Source organism: Sphingomonas sp. 10B4 (assembly GCF_035019905.1).
In the GTDB taxonomy this organism is placed as follows: domain Bacteria; phylum Pseudomonadota; class Alphaproteobacteria; order Sphingomonadales; family Sphingomonadaceae; genus Sphingomonas; species Sphingomonas glacialis.
Window position 1 is genome coordinate 29,579 of the sequence record NZ_JASJVC010000018.1, and the last position, 19,817, is coordinate 49,395.

General features: G+C 65.7%; 15 protein-coding genes. 13 read left to right on the forward strand and 2 right to left on the reverse strand.

The annotated features are described in order from the left end of the window. The first annotated feature begins 116 nt into the window (after positions 1–116). The 9 genes from QN347_RS07750 to QN347_RS07790 all read left to right on the forward strand — a co-directional run bounded on the left by QN347_RS07750 (position 117) and on the right by QN347_RS07790 (position 11,001). Positions 117–1,397 (forward strand): mechanosensitive ion channel family protein, encoded by a 1,281-nt coding sequence (locus QN347_RS07750; RefSeq protein ID WP_322162256.1) that lies wholly within the window; start codon positions 117–119, stop codon positions 1,395–1,397. Between the two features lie 97 nt (positions 1,398–1,494). Continuing rightward, on the forward strand, positions 1,495–3,309 hold the full coding sequence (locus tag QN347_RS07755) for a PQQ-dependent dehydrogenase, methanol/ethanol family (protein ID WP_322162254.1): 1,815 nt from the start codon (positions 1,495–1,497) through the stop codon (positions 3,307–3,309). Beyond that, positions 3,309–3,881 (forward strand): c-type cytochrome, encoded by a 573-nt coding sequence (locus QN347_RS07760; RefSeq protein ID WP_322162252.1) that lies wholly within the window; start codon positions 3,309–3,311, stop codon positions 3,879–3,881. Before QN347_RS07755 ends, QN347_RS07760 begins: the two co-directional genes overlap by 1 nt. After that, complete coding sequence (locus QN347_RS07765) at positions 3,878–4,870, forward strand: cytochrome c oxidase subunit II (RefSeq protein ID WP_322162251.1); 993 nt, start codon at positions 3,878–3,880, stop codon at positions 4,868–4,870. Before QN347_RS07760 ends, QN347_RS07765 begins: the two co-directional genes overlap by 4 nt. After that, positions 4,867–6,825 carry a cytochrome c oxidase subunit I gene (gene ctaD, locus QN347_RS07770; RefSeq protein WP_322162249.1) on the forward strand — a complete coding sequence of 653 codons (1,959 nt, stop codon included), beginning with the start codon at positions 4,867–4,869 and terminating at the stop codon, positions 6,823–6,825. Before QN347_RS07765 ends, ctaD begins: the two co-directional genes overlap by 4 nt. Then, positions 6,818–7,417: a cytochrome c oxidase subunit 3 gene (locus tag QN347_RS07775; protein ID WP_322162247.1), complete on the forward strand. Its 600-nt coding sequence runs from the start codon at positions 6,818–6,820 to the stop codon at positions 7,415–7,417. The genes ctaD and QN347_RS07775 overlap by 8 nt, the downstream gene beginning before the upstream one ends. After that, a complete protein-coding gene (locus tag QN347_RS07780; RefSeq protein WP_322162245.1) occupies positions 7,414–7,848 on the forward strand; it encodes a hypothetical protein in 435 nt (144 codons plus the stop codon). Before QN347_RS07775 ends, QN347_RS07780 begins: the two co-directional genes overlap by 4 nt. Next, positions 7,821–8,729 carry a cytochrome c oxidase assembly protein gene (locus tag QN347_RS07785; RefSeq protein ID WP_322162243.1) on the forward strand — a complete coding sequence of 303 codons (909 nt, stop codon included), beginning with the start codon at positions 7,821–7,823 and terminating at the stop codon, positions 8,727–8,729. The genes QN347_RS07780 and QN347_RS07785 overlap by 28 nt, the downstream gene beginning before the upstream one ends. Then, positions 8,722–11,001, forward strand: coding sequence for a TonB-dependent receptor (locus tag QN347_RS07790; RefSeq protein ID WP_322162242.1), 2,280 nt, complete (start codon positions 8,722–8,724; stop codon positions 10,999–11,001). The genes QN347_RS07785 and QN347_RS07790 overlap by 8 nt, the downstream gene beginning before the upstream one ends. Positions 11,002–11,007: 6 nt before the next feature. On the opposite strand, the gene QN347_RS07795 is transcribed toward QN347_RS07790, so the two are convergent. Both QN347_RS07795 and QN347_RS07800 read right to left on the reverse strand, forming a co-directional pair. Continuing rightward, positions 11,008–12,219, reverse strand: coding sequence for a hypothetical protein (locus tag QN347_RS07795; RefSeq protein ID WP_322162240.1), 1,212 nt, complete (start codon positions 12,217–12,219; stop codon positions 11,008–11,010). A gap of 15 nt (positions 12,220–12,234) precedes the next feature. Then, entirely contained in the window at positions 12,235–13,638 is a 1,404-nt protein-coding gene (locus QN347_RS07800; protein ID WP_322162238.1) for a DUF2254 domain-containing protein, read from the reverse strand. Positions 13,639–13,907: 269 nt separating this feature from the next. On the opposite strand from QN347_RS07800, the gene QN347_RS07805 reads away from it, so the two are divergent. The 4 genes from QN347_RS07805 to QN347_RS07820 are packed head-to-tail and all read left to right on the forward strand — an operon-like array spanning position 13,908 to position 19,817. Then, positions 13,908–15,470, forward strand: coding sequence for a DUF389 domain-containing protein (locus tag QN347_RS07805; protein ID WP_322162237.1), 1,563 nt, complete (start codon positions 13,908–13,910; stop codon positions 15,468–15,470). Continuing rightward, positions 15,467–16,747, forward strand: coding sequence for a sodium:proton antiporter (locus tag QN347_RS07810; RefSeq protein WP_322162235.1), 1,281 nt, complete (start codon positions 15,467–15,469; stop codon positions 16,745–16,747). The genes QN347_RS07805 and QN347_RS07810 overlap by 4 nt, the downstream gene beginning before the upstream one ends. Continuing rightward, positions 16,744–18,468, forward strand: a complete 1,725-nt coding sequence (locus QN347_RS07815) for an SLC13 family permease (RefSeq protein ID WP_322162233.1) — start codon at positions 16,744–16,746, stop codon at positions 18,466–18,468. Before QN347_RS07810 ends, QN347_RS07815 begins: the two co-directional genes overlap by 4 nt. Next, complete coding sequence (locus tag QN347_RS07820; RefSeq protein WP_416194488.1) at positions 18,465–19,817, forward strand: chloride channel protein; 1,353 nt, start codon at positions 18,465–18,467, stop codon at positions 19,815–19,817. Before QN347_RS07815 ends, QN347_RS07820 begins: the two co-directional genes overlap by 4 nt.

A 19,817-nucleotide genomic window follows, 5' to 3' on the forward strand; every position in this document is an offset into this window, starting at 1 on the left:
AGATCGATCGCTACGTCAGCCTCACAAGGGTATCCTAACGGCAAAGCCTTGTGCGACGAGTGCGCTCACGGCATCGGGGCTCATCTCGGTCGAGCGCTATGGAACAGGAAGCTGCGATGGACTGGCATACGTGGCTCGCAAGTGCCGGCGTGACCATACCGAATTCGCCCGATGTGGAGTCGCTCGTTGTTGCCGTCGTGCTGGTTGCGGGTGCGGTTGCGATCGGCTGGTTCGCCGGGCACCGCGCCGCGCCTCCAGTTGCTGTTCGACTGAAACGCCTCGGCGGTCGCGCCGCGGCCTTTCCGGAAACTTTTGTCGCCGCGGTCATCCAATATAGCGTGATCGCGCTGCTACTGTTGATCGTTGGCAATTCGGTTGCGCTCAGCCCCCTCGCGTTGATGCTGCTGGCAGTGGCGCTCGGGATTGCGGTCGCGCGACTCGTCCATCGCATCGCCCGCGCCGCAGGTTTGGGCAAGAGCACGGCTACGATCCTGGCGCTCGTAGCGTTGGTCGCGACCACCGCGGCGACGCTCGGCGGAATGCAGCCGCTGATCCACGGACTGGACGAGATCGGCGTCACGATCGGCAAACATCGTATCACGCTGCTCGCGGTGATCAATGCGATCGTCATTGTCGCGTTGCTTTACGTCGTCGCCAAGGCAGCCAACCATGTGCTGGTCCATCTGATAGGCCGCACCAGCAGTCTCGACCTCTCGCAGCGTGCGCTGGTGCAGAAACTCGCCGGGATCGGCGTGGTCGTCGTGGCTGTGCTGCTCGGGATCGACTTGCTCGGCATCGACCTGACCGCGCTCACCGTCTTCTCCGGCGCCGCTGGCCTCGCCATCGGGTTCGGCCTGCAAAAGACCTTCGGCAATCTGATCGCCGGGCTGATCCTGCTGATGGACCGCTCGATCAAGCCTGGCGACGTGATCGTCGTCGGCGACACGTTTGGATCGGTCGGCAAGATCGGGGTGCGCGCGGGGTCGGTCGTAACGCGCGACGGCAAGGAGCACCTCATCCCGAACGAGCAATTGATGACCGACGCGGTAGAGAACTGGTCCTATTCGGACCGCAACGTGCGCATCCATATCCCGGTGGGCGTCGCCTATGGCTGCGACCTCGCTAAGGCGCAGCAATTGATGGTCGAGGCCGCAACCGGGGCCGCGCGCGTGCTCGACACGCCCAAGCCTTCGGTCTGGCTTAAGGACTTCAGCGATAGCTCGGTCGATCACGACATTCTTGTCTGGATCGCCGACCCGGAGTTGGGCGTCGGCAATGTCCGTTCCGATATCCTCAATCGTCTTTGGCGGCTGTTCGCCGACAACGACATCGAACTGCCCTTCCCTCAGCGCGACATCCATGTTCGGTCGATGCCTCCGCCGCCAGCGACTGGCTGACCTGCCGATCAGATGACAATATCGTCATCCGACAGAATTCGTGCGCTGAATATCGTAATTCCCGATACAGATGCAGGATAAGAACGCGGAGACGGTAATGCGGGGATTACTGGCGGTTGCGACTTTGGGGCTGTTGATCGGCGCGTGCAGTTCGCCGTCTGCTGTCAAGCAGCCGCCGCAACCGCACCAGGCGACCGCCCTCGGCGGATTCAGCACCGCACCCGGCGGCAAGCCCGGCGACTGGACCAGTCAGGCCAAGGACTTCGCCAATTCACGCTACAGTACGCTCAACCAGATCAACACGGGTAACGTCGGCCGGCTACGCGTGGCGTGGACCTTCTCCGATGGCGCGCTCTACGGCCATGAAGGCGCGCCGCTGGTCGTCGACAACACGATGTATACTGTGTCGCCGTTCCCAGACCGCGCCTTCGCGCTCGATCTGACCAAGCCGGGTGGGCCGATCAAATGGACCTATGATCCCGCCCCTAGCCCGATGGCGATCGGCAAGGCGTGCTGCGACCCGGTGCTGCGCGGCTGGGCGATCGCCGATGGCAAGCTGATCTACAATCTGCTCGACGCGCATGTCGTCGCGGTCGATCTGAAGACCGGCAAGGAGATGTGGCGCACCAAGATGGCCGACGTGTCGCGCGGCGTCACCATGACGATGTCGGCCTTTGTCGCGGGCGACAAGGTCTATGTCGGCAATTCGGGCGGCGAGATGGGCGTCTCGGGCTGGTTCGCCGCGCTCGACGTCCACACCGGCAAAGAATTGTGGCGGGCGTATTCGACCGGCTCCGACAAGGACGTGAAGATCGGCGCACGCTTCAAGCCGCTCTATCCGCAATACCAGGGTAAGGATCTGGGGCTTAAGAGTTGGCCAACCGGCGCCTCGCCCAAGGGCGCGGGCGCGGTGTGGGGGTTCATCTCCTACGATCCCAAACTCAACCTAGTCTATTACGGCACCTCCAACCCAAGCCCGCGTGTCCCCAGCCAGCGGCCGGGCGACAATCTGTGGACCTCCTCGGTGTTCGCGCGCGACGCAACCACCGGCGAGGCGGTCTGGGCCTACCAATTCACCCCGCACGACCAATGGGATTATGACGGCGTAAACGAGATGATGCTGCTCGACCTGCCGATCAACGGCAAGATGCGTCACACCATCGTCCATTTCGATCGCAACACCTATGCCTATGTGCTCGACCGCGAGACCGGCGAAGTGCTCAAGGCCGATACCTTCGCGCACGAGACCTGGTCGAGCGGGTTCGACTGGAAGACCAAGCGACCGATCGTCAACCAGGTCGCCACACCCAAGGTCGAGCAGCAGGTGACCAACATCTGCCCGCCCGACATCGGCCAGAAGGATTGGGAGCCACCATCATATTCGCCGCGGACCGGGCTGATCTACGTCGGCATCTTCAATCTTTGCATGAATTTGACCGATCACAAAGTTAGCTACATTCCCGGCACGCCCTATGACGGGATGGAGATGACGCGCCAGTCGGCTGATGGTGACAAGGGCAATTGGGGGGCGCTGATTGCCTGGGATCCGGTCGCGGGCAAGCGCGCCTGGGCGATCCCCGAAAAGTTCATGGTGATGTCGGGCACGATCGCGACCGCCGGCGACGTGGTTTTCTATGGTACGACCGACGGCTGGTTCCGCGCGATCGACGCGCGCAGCGGCAAGATCCTGTGGCAGCAGAAATTGTCGTCGGGCGTTATCGGGCAACCGATGACCTATCTTGGTCCCGACGGTCACCAATATGTCGCGGTCGCCAGCGGCGTCGGCGGGGGCGCGATGGTGCAGTCGGGCAAGCCCGGTTTCCCGGCGCGCGGCTCGACGCTCTACGTCTTCTCGATCGACGGCCAGGACGTCTCCGGGCCGGCCACCCCGGCATGGCAGGACAAGGATTGATGCGCACCCCCGCCATCGTCGCGATCACGCTCACCGCCGCGGCACTGAGCGCAAGCCTCACCGGTTGGGTGATCCTGTCGCGCGCGCCGCATGCCGGCGGCGTGATCGCCACCAACGAGGGCTATCGCGGGCCGGCCTCGGTCCCGCTCGGTGATGTCGCGGGCGCGGCACATCCGGGAGTGGCGATCACGATGGCCAATCCACTGGGGGACGGCCCGGCGGTCGTCGGCCAGGGCAAGGCGCTTTATCGCGCGATGAACTGCGCCGGGTGCCACGGCTATTCGGGCGAGGGCGGAATGGGACCGGCGCTCAACGACCATTATTGGCGCTATGGCGGCGCGCCGGTGCAGATCTATAAGACGCTGTACGAGGGCCGGCCGCAGGGCATGCCCGCCTGGGGCGCCGCGCTACCCGCCGATCAATTGTGGAAGCTGGCCGCCTATGTCGGCTCGCTCGGTGGCGGTGTTCCCGCGGCGCAAGCGGTGGCGGCCAACGAAGGCGATCGTGGTGTGGCGGTCAAAAAAGCCCAGAAGAACGCGGCCGAAGGCGGCAACGGGCTCGAGGGCCAGTGAAACGGTCGCACGTCGCGCTGCCGGCGTTGTTGCTGGCGGGCTGCGCGTCGCACCCGCTCGGCTATCTCGACCACACCGACAGCGCCGCCGCCGACCGGATCCGCATACTCGGGCTCGGTTTCGGCGCAATCGCGATCGGCGTGACGCTGGTCATCGTGCTGCTGATCGGACTGGCGATCGTGCGCGGGCGCCGGCGGCTTCATGCGGAGGGCGACCTAGTCGGGCGCGACATGTCGGGCCTGTACTGGATCTATTGGGGCGTCGGGATTTCCTTTCCGATCCTCGTCGCGATGGCGGTGTGGAACTTCGTCGTCACCCGCGCCGTCACCGATCCGCCGCGCACCCCGCCGCTGACGGTCGAAATCACCGCGCATCGCTGGTGGTGGGAAATCCGCTATCTCGATCCGCAGCATCCCGCAGGCGTGTTTCTCACAGCGAACGACCTCGTCCTGCCGGTCGGCGTGCCGGTCAAGGTCGAGCTGCGCTCGGCCGATGTGATCCATGATTTCTGGGTTCCCAAACTCGGCCCGAAGATGGACGTGGTGCCAGGGCGTACCAACGTGACCTGGATCGAAGCCGACCATATTGGCAGCTATCGCGGCCAGTGCGCCGAATATTGCGGGCTCGAACATGCGCGCATGGCCTTCACCGTGCAGGCGCTGACACCCGCTGCGTTCGTGCAGTGGCGCTCGGCCCAGCTCGCGCCAGGCCCTGCACTGGCAAGCGCCGGACGCACACTCTTTGCGACCGCCTGCGCCGCGTGCCACAGCGTGCGTGGCACCGAAGCGGAGGGCATCCTCGGCCCCGATCTCACCCACTTCGCCAGCCGCCCGACGATCGCGGCGGGCGTTCTGCCCAACACCGTCGCCGGGCGCCTGAAATGGCTGGCCGACACGCAAGGGGTAAAACCCGGCGCGCTGATGCCGCAAGTGCCGCTATCCGCTACAGATCGCCAGGCCGTGGTCCGTTACCTGGGGAGCCTGCGATGAGCACCACCAACGCGAGCCCGGTCGATCCGCATCCGCCGATCTCGCCCAACCCGCCCGACATCGCCGTCACGCTCGAAAAGGCGTGGGCCGAGGCGCCGGGGTTGTTCGGCTGGTTCGGGACGGTCGATCATAAGACGATCGGCATCCGCTACATCATCACTGCCTTCGTCTTCCTGATCCTCGGCGGGGTCGAGGCGCTGGTGATGCGCGTCCAGCTCGCGCGGCCCGACGCGACCGTGCTAACGCCGGAGCAGTACAACCAGCTCTTCTCGCTTCACGGCGTGACGATGATCTTCCTCTACGCGATGCCGGTGCTGTCGGGCTTTTCCAACTATCTGTGGCCGCTGATGCTCGGCAGCCGCGACATGGCCTTTCCGCGGCTCAATGCGCTGAGCTACTGGCTCTTCCTCGGCTCGGGTATCTTCATGTATCTGGGGCTGCCGATCGGCGCGGCGCCCGATGGCGGGTGGTTCGCCTATGTGCCCAATAGCGGCGTCGAATATTCGCCCGGCGCGGGGATCGACATCTACGCGCTTGGGCTGATCTTCCTCGGCATCTCGACGGTCGTCGGCGCCGCCAATTTCATCGTCACGTTGCTTCGGATGCGCGCGCCAGGCATGTCGGTCAACCGGCTGCCGATCCTCGTCTGGGGCACGCTCACCGCCAGCATCGCCAATTTGTTCGCGGTGCCCGCGGTCAGCCTCGCCTGCTTCATGCTGTGGATGGATCGCAACCACGGCACCCATTTCTTCGACGTGTCGCGTGGCGGCCAGCCACTCTTATGGCAGCATCTCTTCTGGCTGTTCGGACACCCCTGGGTCTACGCGGTCGTGCTGCCGGCGATGGGGATGGTGTCGGATGCCCTGCCCGTCCACTGCCGCCGCCCGCTCGTAGGCTATACCTTGGTGGCGACCGCGACGGTCGCGACGATGGTGGTCGGCTTCGGCGTCTGGCTACACCATATGTTCGCGACCGGCGTGCCAAGCCTCGCGCTCAGCTTCTTTTCCGCGGCGAGCTTCGTCATCGCCATCCCTTCGGCGGTATCTGTGTTCGCGTGGATCGCAACGATCCATACCGGGCGGGTCAAGCTGACCGTGCCGTTCCTGTTCTTCACCAGCGTCATCCTGCTGTTCGTGATCGGCGGCGTGTCGGGCGTGATGACCGCCAGCCTCGCGCTCGACTGGCAGCTGACCGACACCTATTTCATCGTTGCGCATCTCCATTACGTGCTGATCGGCATCAACCTGTTCGCGGTGGTCGGCGCGATCTATCACTGGATGCCCAAGTTTAGCGGTCGGATGATGGACGAACGGATCGGCCGCGGGGTGTTCGGCCTGATGTTCGCCGGCTTCAACATCGCCTTTCTCCCCATGCACTGGCTCGGCGTGCTCGGCATGCCGCGCCGCGTGTGGACGTACCCCGCCGGAATGGGCTTTTCGACGACCAACCTCATCATCACGTGCGGCGCGTTCCTGCTGGCGAGCGGCGTGCTGCTGTTCCTAATCAACATCTGGGCGACGCTGCGGAACGGGCGCCTCGCCGGTCCCAATCCATGGGACGCGCCGACGCTCGAATGGGCGATCGAATCGCCGCCGCCAGTGTATAATTTCGCGATCCTGCCGCTGATCGCGTCCCGCCATCCCTTGTGGGAGGACCGCCTCGACGAGACGCCCGACCGCAGCCTGTTCGCGACCGGCTTCCTGCTCGACCAGGGCAAGGAGACGCTCGCCGTCACGCCGCTCGACGGCGAGCCCGACGTCATCCTCAAGATGCCCGGCGACAGCCTGTTGCCGGTGTCGCTGTCGGTCGGCTTGCTGGTCCTGTTTGGCGGCCTGCTCGCGGGCAGCGGATGGGCGACCGGGATCGGCGCGGCGGCCAGCATCGTGATCCTGGCGCTGTGGTTCCGCCCGACGCAGCAGTTGCAGAGCGAAGAGAAGGTCCGGGTCTATGGTTGAGGCCCGTACGCTCGAGCAATCGCTGCCGATCCACGGTCGCGGCAAGGTCGGCACGCCGATCTGGGGCATGTATTGCCTGATCGCGACCGAGGGCATCCTCTTCGCCTATCTGATCTTCACTTATGCCTATCTTGGCAGCCAGGGGATCGGGCGCTGGCCGCCCGGCGGGCCGCCAAGCCTGACGCTGGCGATCCCGGCGACGATCCTGCTGCTGGGATCGAGCTTTGTGCTCGAATGGGCAAAACGGCGCAGCCGCGACGGCCACCAGACCAGCGGCCGGATCGGGCTCGGAGTGACCTTCCTGATGGGGCTCGGCTTTCTCGCGCTGAGCCTAGAGGAATGGTCCGTCAAAACGTTCGGCCTGACCGATTCGAGCTACAGTTCGATCTATTTCCTGCTCACCGGCACGCATCTCGCGCACGTCGTGCTCGGGCTGACGGCACTACTGGTGCTCCTGGTATGGAGCCTGACCGGCAAGGTCGGCGCAGGACATGAACAGCACCGTGCGCTTGCCACGCTCTACTGGCATTTCGTCGATGGCGTGTGGGTGTTCGTGTTTATCACCATCTATGTCTCGCCGAGGCTGACATGAGCGACCTCCACCCGCTCGCCACAGCAGTCAGCCATCCCGCGCCCTCACGTTCTAAGGTGCCGGGATGGCGCATCGCGCTGGGCCTCATGCTCGCGCCCGCCGTCTTTTCGTTGCAGGTTGTCGTCAGCTACGTCGTGGCGGCGGTCGGTTGCGGCGCGAGCGATGACGCCCGGCCGATCCTAATCGCGGTCAATCTCCTCGCCGTCGTGCTGACCTTCGGCGGCGCGTCGATCGCCTTTGCCAATTATCGCGCGACCCGCCACGAAAAGGCGGGCGGATCGAGCCGCACCGAGGAAATCGGCGAAGGCCGCACACGCTTCCTCGCCTATTTCGGACTGTGCGCGAGCAGCGTCTTCGGGCTTGCGGTTCTGCTCCAATTGACCGCGGTCCTGATCGTATCGACATGCCTCGGCTTCGCCTCCTTTACCTGATCCCGGCCTCCGCCGCGCTGCTCGTGCCGGGGATCGCGCTCGCCCATGGCGACGAGGCGAGCGAGTCGGGCTGGTCGTTCGAGCCGCTCGCGGCGGTTCTGCTGACCTGTTCGGTCGCGCTCTACGCGCTCGGCTGGGCGCGGATGCGCGCGTCGGCGCGGCAAGCAATCGCGCCGTGGTGGCGTGTGTCGGCCTATGTGGCGGCCGTGGTCACCCTGATCATCGCCTTGTTCTCACCGCTCGACGCAGCAGCCGACACCAGCTTCGCCTGGCATATGGCGCAGCACCTGATGCTGATGCTGCTCGCCGCGCCGCTGATGGCGCTCGCAAACACCCATCTCGTCGCCTTGTTCGCGCTCCCCATCGGCCCGCGTCGCCGGATCGGTCGGCTGGTCAACCGCGCGCCGGGCGTACGCAGCGGCGCATCGAGCCGGTCGGCCCCGATCTGGGCGGCGGTCGCCTTCGCGCTCGGGCTGTGGCTGTGGCATGCGCCGGCCGCCTATGATCTGGCGCTGGCCGATCCGGCGCTGCACACGATCGAGCATCTCACATTCCTCGTCACCAGTGCGATCTTCTGGCGAATGGTGTCGACCAGCGGCGATCGCCGGCTCGACGGCGGCAGTGCGATCGTGCTCGTCACTTTGGTCGGTCTGCAGGGCAATCTGATGGCTGCGCTCATCACGCTCGCCCCAACCCCGATCTATCAGCATTATACGACCGGCGGCCTCGCCGACCAGCAGGTCGCCGGGCTGCTGATGTGGGTGCCGGCCGGGCTGCTTTATCTCGGCAGCACGTGCTGGGCGATCTACCGGCTGGTCAGTCCTTCGACTAAGCGCCGGCAAGCTTCCGCGCCGATCGACAAGCTGCGCTTCCTTGCCTGAAGCCGCCACGATCAAGGTCGTATTCGCCGCATTATCCCTGCTGACGCCGCTCCCCGCCATCGCTCAGGATCAGCCCGACATCGTCGTGGTCGGATCGACCCTGCCCGGCCCGGTAGTCGACCGCGCCCGTCTGCCCGGCGCGAGCCAGACGATCGGCACCGCTGCGCTCGCGCGCGACGGCTCCCCCGATATGTTGCGCAGCGCGTTGCGCGACCTGGCCGGTGTCAGCTTCACCGAAGCGCAGGACAATGCCTATCAGCCAGACCTGTTCTATCGTGGTTATGAAGCAAGCCCGCTCGGCGGCGATGCGCAGGGGCTCGCCGTCTATGTCGACGGCGCTCGCTTCAACCAGCCGTTCGGCGACACGATTAACTGGGACCTGCTGCCCGATATCGCGATCCGCCGCGTCACGCTGGAAAGCGCCAATCCGGCATTCGGCCTCAACGCGCTGGGCGGCGCGCTGGCAGTCGATCTCAAGTCCGGGCGCGACCTGCACGGCGTCACGGCCACGGCATCCGGCGGCGCATTCAGCAAACGGCAAATCACCGCCGAGGCCGGCGCGCACGCGGGGCCATGGTCCTTCTACCTCGCCGGGCAGAGCGCGCATGATGATGGCTGGCGCGATTTCTCGCTGTCGACGTTGCACCAGCTTTATGGCGATGTAGGGCTCGACGGCGGCTGGGGGTCGCTCGACCTCAAAGTGATCGGCGCCGAGACCGCGCTGACCGGCAACGGCGCGACGCCGGTCGAACTGCTCGCTGTGCGGCGGCAGGCGGTGTTCACTTGGCCCGACAGCAGCGACAATCGCTACGGACGAGGTCAGCTTTCGGCAGTGATCGACCTCGGCAATGGCTTTCACGTGAGGCCGCAAGCCTATCTCACGGGATACCGGCAGCGCACTGCCAATGGCGATCTCTCCGACGCCGGCGAGTGCGACGTCGATGCCACGCTGCTGTGCCTCGACGACACGCCCTTGACCGGCTCGCTGGGCCAGGCTTTTGCGGCCTTTGGAGGTGACGCCAGTTATGCCCAGCTCAACCAGACCCAGACGCGCACCATCAGCTTCGGCGGGTCGTTGCAACTCGACGGCACCCGCGGCCGGCATAGCCTGGCGATCGGCGCGAGTTGGGATGCCAGCCAGTCGCGGTTCGACGCGCAGTCGATCCTCGGCACGCTGACCGACAATCGCGGTTTCGGCGATCCGCAGGGCGTGATAGCCAGCGCGGACGGCACGATCGAGCCGGTCGACGTGAAGAACCGGCGCGACGATCTTAGCCTTTATGTGAGCGACGTCGTCGCGATCACGCCACAGTTCGACCTGTCGCTGTCGGCGCGCTACAATTCGAGCCGCGTGAATCTCGACGACCAGCTCGGCGATGCGCTCGATGGGCGGCATCTTTACACCCGCCTCAATCCCGCGGCGGGCACAGTTTGGCACGTCGGAGGCGGCACGTCGCTCTATGCGGGCTATGCCGAATCGAGCCGCACCCCGACGCCTGCAGAATTGTCCTGCGCCGATCCGGACGCCCCCTGCGCGCTCTCCGCCTTCTTCGTTGGCGATCCGAACCTCAAGCAAGTCGTGGCGCGCACCTGGGAAGCCGGGGTGCGCGGGACTGGGGCGGTATCGGGATTCACGCTCGGCTGGCAGCTCGGTGGATGGCGGGCGACCAACGCCGACGACATCATCTTTTCGGCGAGCGACACCCGCGGTCGCGCCTATTTCCGCAACGTCGGCCGCACCCGCCGGCAAGGAGTCGAGGCGTGGCTGACGCTGCACGACCCGAAGTGGGATGCACGCATCAGCTACGTGCTGACCGATGCCACGTTCCGCGACGGTTTCGACATCGCCTCGCCGGATAATCCGGAAGCGCGCGACGATGGCACGCTCCAGGTAAATCCCGGCGACCGTTTGCCCGGCATCCCGCGCCATCTCGGCAAGGTCAGCGTCACCAGGCGCTTCGGCGCCGTCGCATCACTGTCACTGGATGGGCAATGTTCGTCCGGCCGCTGGCTGGCCGGCGACGAGGCCAATTTGACCTACCCCACGGCCGGCTACTGCGTCGCGAACCTCGCCGGGACGCTCAACATTGCGAACGGGCTGTCGCTCTTCAGCGAGGTGCGCAACCTGCTCGACCACGACTACGCCACCTACGGCACCTTTTCGGAAGTCAGCGCGGTCGCGATCGCCGAAGCGCCCAGCGCCAGCAATACGCGCTCGCTAAGCCCGGCCGCGCCGCGCAGCTGGTCAATCGGCGCACGCGTCCGCTTTTGAACGCGCTTAGCCTTCGGCAGGGGCCCCAGCCAGCGCGGCGACGAGGCAAACCAACCCCACGATGACGAAGCCAGCCCGCGCTATCGCGCTCCCCTTCCCCGTCCGGATCGACACCCACAGCGCGAGCACCGCCTGCATCGCGTAGAACATGGCGAACGCGCGTGAGGACAGCGCGATCACCGAGAAGGGATCGGTCAGCCACACCACCGCGATCGACAGCGCGCTGGCGGTAATGAACGCGCCACGCACCCCAAGCTTACGGCGCGAAACTTCGACCATCAAGCCACCCGAGCCGATCGAATCCGCGATCGCCGCGCTCAATTGGCTCGACACCGCCCCGATCAGTACGAAAATGCCGAGTGCCGGCGCGACCAACTTCATTATGTCGAGGATCCCCGCCACGCCCTCTGCGTGCTGCGCCCGACTGAGAAACGGGGTGAGCAAAGCAAGGAACGCAAGGTAGATCGCCGAGGACAGCCACTGTGCATAGCGCATCGTCTTGACGCGCGTTGCCTGATCATAACTGTCGCCCATGTAACGCGACGTCTCGAACCCCTGCACTGTAATCAACAGCCCGAGCAGCATCGGTATTCCGCCCCACGATAGCCGCGTCGGCGGGAGATCGAGCGGCGCGCCGGTCCGCGTCGACCACCACAGAGCAAGACCGGCGAGCAGCCCGGCGATAATGCCGAGCTTGACCGAGACGCTGGCATGCGCGGCATGTTCGATCTTACGAATGTCGCCCGAGAAGGTCAGCGCGGTGAGCACGAGGATGATCACCGTCACGAGGATATTGGCGGTTAGCCCATGCCAGTGCGGCGTGACGCCCAGTGGCTTCATGGTGAATTCGGCGAGCAGCTTGAGATAGTAAGCGACCGACACGGCATAGGCGATCGCGAGCATCACCTGTGCCGCGCGCATCGCCCAAGCCATCGGATCGTTAAGCGACAGCTTGGGCGCGATGTTCTCGACATGGATAATATTGAAGCGGATCACCGCGCCTACCGCATAAGCGATCGCGAGCAACGCGGCCATGGCGAGGATCGCGGCCGAGCCGAACTCTCGGGCGAGCAGCGGCCCGCAGATGAGGAAGCCCGACCCGATAATCGAGGCGAGCGGCGTCACCGTCGCGCGCCAGGCGGTCGATTTGGCGAACCGACTGAACGTCAGCAGTGTCGTGACCGCGACGGCGGCGAGAATGGCAATAGCAACGATCATGCGGTTATGGCCTCGTCATGCAGTCCCGCCGAGCCAAGCGGCACTATCGCGCAAGCGGCGCTTATAGTCGGGTTCGCGCAGTGCATGGCGCAATTCTTCGGCACGCTGCTTGATCCGTTCGAGATTGAACCCGCCGAGTGCATTTTCGGCGAGTATCTCGAGTTTGTCGGCATAACCGGCAATTAGGGCAAGGCGGTCGGGATCGTCACAGTCGAGCGACACTTCGCCGAGCGCGCGGATGAAGCGCAACGCCGCGACCATGTCGGCCGCGCTGTATTGCGCCAGCGCCCCGAACGATCGATCCATGAACCCGTCAAATGTCTCGGGATGCGCGATCACGCGCAACATGCCATCATCGTCGACGCGCAGATGCGATGGGAGTTCGCGCCCGGCCATGTCTGAGAGCGCAGCACCGAGCCAATCCATGCACGTGACCGCCGTGAACGGATCGTTGACCCCGGGCGAAAGCGCGCGAGCGGCGATCTCCACCAGTTCGTCAATCATGAAGCGCAGATCCTGCAGGGCCGATCTCCGCGAACTGACCGAGAAGGCATCGCGAATGACATGCGCGGCTTCGTCATCGCAGCGCTCGGGCGGCCATGCCTCGACCAGCGTACGGCCGACATGGGTGAAGTCGCCTGGCTGATATTGCAGCCGCAGCACCAGATCATGCTTGCGCGCCTGGTCGATAAGCGTGTCGCCGTCGATCAGCTCGATATAGCCGGTGCGCTTGGCGGCGATCAGCATCCGCCGGTTAGCGTCCTCGCTGCTTGCATCCTTGCGGAAGGTAGCGGGAATGCGCGCCGCCCCCGCGCCGTGCGCGAGCGGCGTGCCGATGAAGCGCGGAAAGCGATGGCCGATCTCGAGGATAAGCCGTTCGCCGATGTCCTCAATCACGCTGTTAATGTGAATCTTGCTGGGGACATGGTGGATGAAGAAGATCAGCACCGCGATCGAGCAGATCGCCAGCGCGACTGCAACCAGCAACGCAATATTGGGCACAAAGCTGTACCCGCCGCTCTCGTTGGCCGAGCGGATCGTGCGTAGCACGACCAGACAATAGAGGAAGGTCGCGATGAATGTACCGAGGGTGACCTGATTGCCGCGGTCGCGCATGAAATTGGTCAGCAGCCGCGGGCCATATTGCCCCGAAGCATAAACCACCGCGGCGATCGTCACCGAAAACACCGTACCCGCCACGGTGATCATCGAGCCGCCGATCGACGATAGCATCTGCCGCGCGCCATTGGGGTGCGCGGCGTAGAGCCAGCTGACGTGCTGCATCCAGGCCGAGCCCGCATAGCCGTCGAGCGCGATCATCGCCATCGCCAGCACCACTGCGGCAAACGCCATGATCGTCGGCACGAACCAATAGCTCGCGCTGAGCTTGTCGCCGACGCGCAGGAACCAGCTTTTCATCAGTGGCCGAAGGTCATTCGGGTAGCCCGAACTGCTCGCTCGGCGCCGGATCGCATTTCATGAGCTGTCTTTCGTTCGGGGAAAAGGGCGCGTCCGGGGCGCACTCGAACCTATCGCAAATTAAAACCTCACCACTCGTATCGTTCCGTATAGCTATTGGCGCGGTCTTTATCACCCCCGCCGCGTTTTGCGTAAACAGGCGTAGCCGGTCCGCATGTGGCGCGCCGTCGGGCCATGCTGTGTGATTGCCTGTCCGGAGATGTTTCGAAATGCCCGATTTCCCGTCGACCGGAGCCGCCGAACGGGCGGCCAGCCCTCGCCTCGAGCATTTCGCGCTGTACCGCTGGTGGCGGGTGACGGTGGTCGCGCCCATCGATCACGAGCGCGTCGTCGCCCGTATCGTCGAGGAGAGCGGCTGGTCCAACCGCTATGCCTTCATGACGCTGATGTCGGCGGGAATCGCCGTGCTGGGACTGTTGCTGTCGTCGCCAGCCGTCGTGATCGGCGCAATGCTGATCTCGCCGTTGATGAATCCGATCCTGGGGCTGGGTTTCAGCCTGGCGCTGTTCGATTTCCGCGAGATGCGGCGTTCGCTGACCGCTCTGGTGATCGGTGCCGCGGCCGCGGTCGCGTTCACCGCGCTGATCGTGCTGGCGTCGCCGCTCAAGGCGCCGACCGCCGAGATTCTCGCACGCACGCGTCCCAACCTGTTCGATTTGCTTGTCGCTCTGTTCGCCGCGCTCGCTGGCACCTTCGCGATCATTCGCGGGCGCGGTGAAACGATCGTCGGCGTTGCCATCGCCACGGCGCTGATGCCGCCGCTCGCGGTCGTCGGTTACGGACTTGCCACCGGTAATATGGCGGTCCTCGGGGGCGCGCTCGCGCTGTTCGCGACCAACTTCCTGACGATCGCGCTCGCGGCGACGGTGTTGGCGCGTTTTTACGGCTTCGGCCATTATCTCTCGGGTACGCAGAGTTGGGCGCAAACGATCGTGCTGGCATTCGTATTCGTCGCAATGGGCATCCCGCTCGCGATTTCGCTCGGCCGGATCGCGCGCGAGACCGTGATCGCAACCCAGATCCGCTCGTTCCTCAACACCGCCTTCGGCGCCAGCGCGCGCGTGACGCAGCTCGACATTGATTTCGACCGCACTCCGATCGTCGTGCGCTCGGTGGTGATCGCCCCGCGCACCAACGCGAAGAGTAGTCCCGCGATGCAAGCGGACCTCGCCAAGCGCCTCGACCAGCCGGTCAAGCTCCAGCTCGATCAGGTGCTGCTCGATCCGTCGGCGGGGGCGCTCGAGACCCAGCGTGCAGAACTGCGCCAGGCGTCCGACAGCGCCGCCGCCGAAGACGCCGAGGCGGCGCGCGTCGTCGGTCTGGTGGCGCTCGCTGCCGGCGTCCCCAATGACGGTGTGACGCTCGACCGCGACCATCATCGAGCGGCCGCCACCGCCGTGCCGCTGCCTGGCGCGGGCCCCGACGCCTTCCGCGTGCTCGAGCAACGCGCGTCGCTCGCCGCGCAGGGCTGGCAGATCACGATCGTACCCCCGCTCGGCCAGCTCCCCGCGGTCCGCTTCGCCAACAATGTCGATACGCTCGACCTGGCCGCGCATGACGCAGTGCTCCTTTCGATCTGGGAAGCGCGCCGCTGGAACATCGCCGAGCTCGCGGTGCCGGGTCTCCCCGACGGCGCCAAGCCGCCTGCCAAGCCCAAGCTTAATGAGCGCCGCGCGCTCGCCATCGCGAAGCTGCTGCGCGCCAATGGCATGCGCGCCGTCCCCGCCCCCGCGGCTGGCCAGATCGTCACCCTGAAAGCCGCCAGCCAATGAGCGCCCTAGCAATCACCCCGTTCGACGCCGCCGCAATCCTGATCGTGCTGGCTGCCACCCTCGGCTATCTCAACCGGCGCTTCCTCAAGCTGCCCCAGTCGATCGCGCTGACCGTGATGGGCGCGGTTGCCTCGCTGATCGTCGTCGGCATCGACCGGATGCTGCCGGGGAGCGCGGTCAGCCATGACATCGTGCGCTTCATAGCGGGAATCGATTTTCACACCACGCTGATGGACGGGATGCTGTCGTTCCTGCTGTTTGCCGGCGCGCTCCACGTCGACTGGAGCGAGATGCGGCGAGGGCGCTGGCCGATCGTGGTCCTCAGCACGATCGGTGTGATCCTCTCGACCGCATTGATCGGCCTCGGTTTTCAACTGATCGCCGGCTGGCTCGGCGTCGCCATTCCGATCGCCTGGTGCCTGGTGTTCGGCGCGCTGATCAGCCCGACCGATCCGGTCGCGGTGATGGGCATCATGAAGGAAGCCGCCGTTCCGCCGACGTTGCAGGCGACAGTGGCCGGTGAAAGCCTGTTCAACGACGGGGTCGGCGTGGTCGTGTTTGCGATCATCCTCGCGGCGGCACTAAGCGGCCAGCCGCTGTCGGTGCCCGACGCCGCCAAATTGTTCGCCGTCGAGGCGGGCGGCGGCATCCTGCTTGGCCTGGCGACCGGCTGGCTCGCCTATCGCGCGATGCATTCGATCGACGATTACAAGGTCGAGGTGATGATCAGCCTGGCAGTGGTGATGGGTGGCTATGCGCTTGCCAGCCAGCTCCATGTCAGCGGGCCCGTGGCGATGGCGGTCGCCGGCCTCATCATCGGCAACCAGGGCGTCGCACATGCGATGAGCGACACCACTAGCGATTATCTGATAAAATTCTGGGCGCTGATCGACGATATTCTCAATGCCGTGTTGTTCCTGCTGATCGGACTTGAGGTGGTGACGATCCCCAGCGACGGCCGGCTGATCGTGCTCGGCCTCGCATCGATCCCGCTCGTGCTGATCGCGCGCGGCATCTCGGTGGTGGGGCCACTCGCCGTGATGCGGCCATTCCTGTCGCTCGGGAAGCTAGCGCCGATAACGCTCATCTGGGGCGGCTTGCGCGGCGGCATTTCGGTCGCACTGGCGCTTGGATTGCCCAGCGGCCCCGCGCGCTCATACGCGCTGGCGGCGACCTACATCGTCGTGCTGTTCTCGGTAATCGTCCAGGGCGGCACGATCGAACGCGTGATCCGCTGGCGCTCGGGCCCGTCGAACCCCTCGAGTGGGGACGCATGACCCCTGCCCTGCTCAGCGCGCTGATCCTAGTCGGCGCGCTGATCCTGTTCGTCTCGGAAAAAGTGCGGCACGATCTCGTCGCGCTTATCGCCTTGTTCGCCTGCGTCGCGCTCGGCCTCACCAAGCCGGCCGATGCCTTTGCCGGTTTCGCTGACCCTGCAGTGCTCGCCGTCGCCGCGATCCTGGTGGTTGGCCGCGCGATCGAGCTGTCGGGGATCGCCGCGGGCGTTGCCCGCGTCCTCATCCCTACGCGGGCCGGTTTCACCGTGCGGTTGGCAATGCTGCTGGTCGTCGGCGCATTCCTTTCGGCTTTCATGAACAACATCGCCGCCTTGGTCATCACCATGCCGATTGCGGCCGAGATCGCGCGCACCGCCAAACGGCCGCCCGCCGCCACGCTGATGCCGCTGGCCTTCGCGACGATCCTTGGCGGGATGACGACGCTGATCGGCACGCCCGCCAACCTCATCCTGTCGTCGGTGCGCGAAAAGGAACTCGGCGCGCCATTCGGCTTCTTCACGATGGCCCCGGTCGGCACGGCGGTCGCGTTGCTCGGGTTGGTCTATCTCGCTTTGGTCGGATGGCGGCTGCTGCCGATCCGCGAAACCGCACGGCGTGCGGCCCGTCCTCCTTGGCGGGTCTATGAGCTCGCGGCCGAGCGCGCTCTCCCAGTGGCGAGCATCCTTCCGAAATTGCGCGCCGCATCGGTGCGGATGCTCGCGCTGTTCCGCGATGGCGTTCGCGTGCCCGCGGACCGTGATGCCGCAATCCTTGCCGGGGATCGCCTGCTGGTCGTGTCGCGCCAGCAGCAATGGGTCACCGCGACGGCGACCGGTCTCCACGCCGATACCGATCCGGAGCAGAGTCCCGACGCGGTCACCGCACGCGTTGCGGTCGCGCACGGTTCGTTTCTGATTGGCTTGTCACACGAGGCGGTGCGGATCCGCAGCGCCGAGCGGGTGCGGGTCGTCGCAGTCGGTCCCCGCGCGGCAAGGCGCAAGGTGCCGCTGTCGATGCTCAGGATCGAAGCCGGCGATCAGCTCTACGTCCGCGGCAAGCCCGCAGACCTCGCCACGTTCGTCGGCAGCGCGCGCCTGCTCGAGATCGACCGGCTCGACATGGTCCCGCTCGCTAGACGCCGCGCCCTGCCGATCGCCGGCATTTTCTTCGCCTCGATCGTCGCGATCGTCGCCTTCGGCGCCCCGCCGGCGCTCGCCTTCCTCGCCGCTGCGGTGATCCTGGCGGCGACGCGGCTGATCCCCAGCGAGGACATCTACCGCTCGATCGACTGGAGTGTGATCGTCCTGCTCGCGGCGATGATCCCGGTCGGGCAGAGCTTCGAAACCAGCGGCGCGGCCGAGATCGCCGCACACTGGCTGGGAACGACACTCGCCGGCCTGCCTCTGTTCTGGGTGATCGCCGCCTTGTGCAGCGTGACGATGCTGCTCTCGATCTTCCTCAACAATGTCGCGACCGCGATCATCATGGGGCCGCTCGCGATCGATGCCGCGCATTTGCTCGGCATCAGCGCCGATGCGGCGCTGCTCGCGGTGCTGATCGGCGCATCGTCGGATTTTCTCACCCCGATCGGCCATCAGAACAACTTGCTGGTGATGGGGCCGGGCGGCTATCGCTTCACCGATTATGCCCGGATGGGCGCGTTGCTGGTGGTGATCGTGATCGTAACAGCGGCGGCAACGCTCTCGATCGGCTATCGTTGACCATTGCACGCTTTCTTTCTTCCGACGATCTACACCGCCTGGCGGCGTATTGGCGTCGGCGCCGTGCGAGCCACATCGATCCGTCGCTCGTGGTTTTGCGCCGCCGCGTCGCGACCGGCGTCGGCGCGGTGCTGTTGGGGCTGGTCGCGCTCGGTTTTGCCAAGGCGGGTGATCTGGCACAGCACGGCTTTGCGCGCCTCGTCGCGCTGTGGCCCTATGCACCGCTGGTGACGACGCCCGCCTTGTTCGCCGGCGTGATGTTCCTGACCGCGCGCTGGGCACCCGACGCGCGCGGCTCGGGCATACCGCAGGTCATCGCGTCGACCCGCGCGCCGGAAGCTTCCTCGCGTGGACCGCTCGTTTCGATGCGTACCGCGGCCGCCAAATTCGGTTTGACGATCACCATGCTGTTCGCCGGCGCTTCGGTTGGTCGCGAAGGGCCCACGGTGCAGATCAGTGCCGCCCTCATGGTCATGGTCCACCGCCTGTTCCGCGTGCCGATCACCGCTGGCGTGCTGATCGCGGGCGGCGCGGCCGGCGTGGCCGCGGCGTTCAACACGCCGCTTGCCGGCGTTGCTTTCGCGATCGAGGAACTGGCGTCCGCCTATGAGCAGAAAGTGGCGGTGCTGGTGATGGCGGCGGTGATGATCGCCGGTCTGATCAGCCTCGGCATCGCCGGCGACTATGTCTATTTCGGCGCGATGCGCCAGACGCTGGCGGTCGCGGCGATGCTCGTCATCTGCCCGGTCGCGGGAATCCTCGGCGGGCTCGCCGGTGGGCTGTTCACGCGCCTGGTGCTCTCGTTCGCCGCTCCGACGCACCCCCTGCTCAAGCGTCTGCGCTCGCGTCCCATCCTGTTTGCCGGGAGCTGCGGCCTCATCGTCGCGGTTCTCGGCATCGTCACAGGCGGCGGAACCTGGGGCACCGGCTATGAGACCACCCGCTCGCTGGTAGAGGGCACGGGCGCGACCCTGTGGTTCGGCCCGGCCAAGGCACTGGCGACGCTGGCGACGACGCTCAGCGGCACGCCGGGCGGGATTTTCGCGCCGTCGCTGGCAGTAGGCGCCGGGGTCGGCAATCTGCTAACGCCGATCTTTCCAGGGAACCCGGCAGGCGCGGTCGTGCTGCTCGGCATGGTCGCCTATTTCACCGGGGTGGTGCGCGCGCCGCTCACGGCCGTCATCATCATCAGCGAAGCCACCGCCAGTCGCGGGATGATCGTGCCGCTGTTCGCGACGGCGTTGATCGCTGATGGCGTCAGCGCTTTGGTGTCGCGCGAGCGCCTGTATCACGGTCTGGCAAAACCCTTTTTGCCGGCGGTGAAAACCTCTGCCTCTGTCGACGAATGA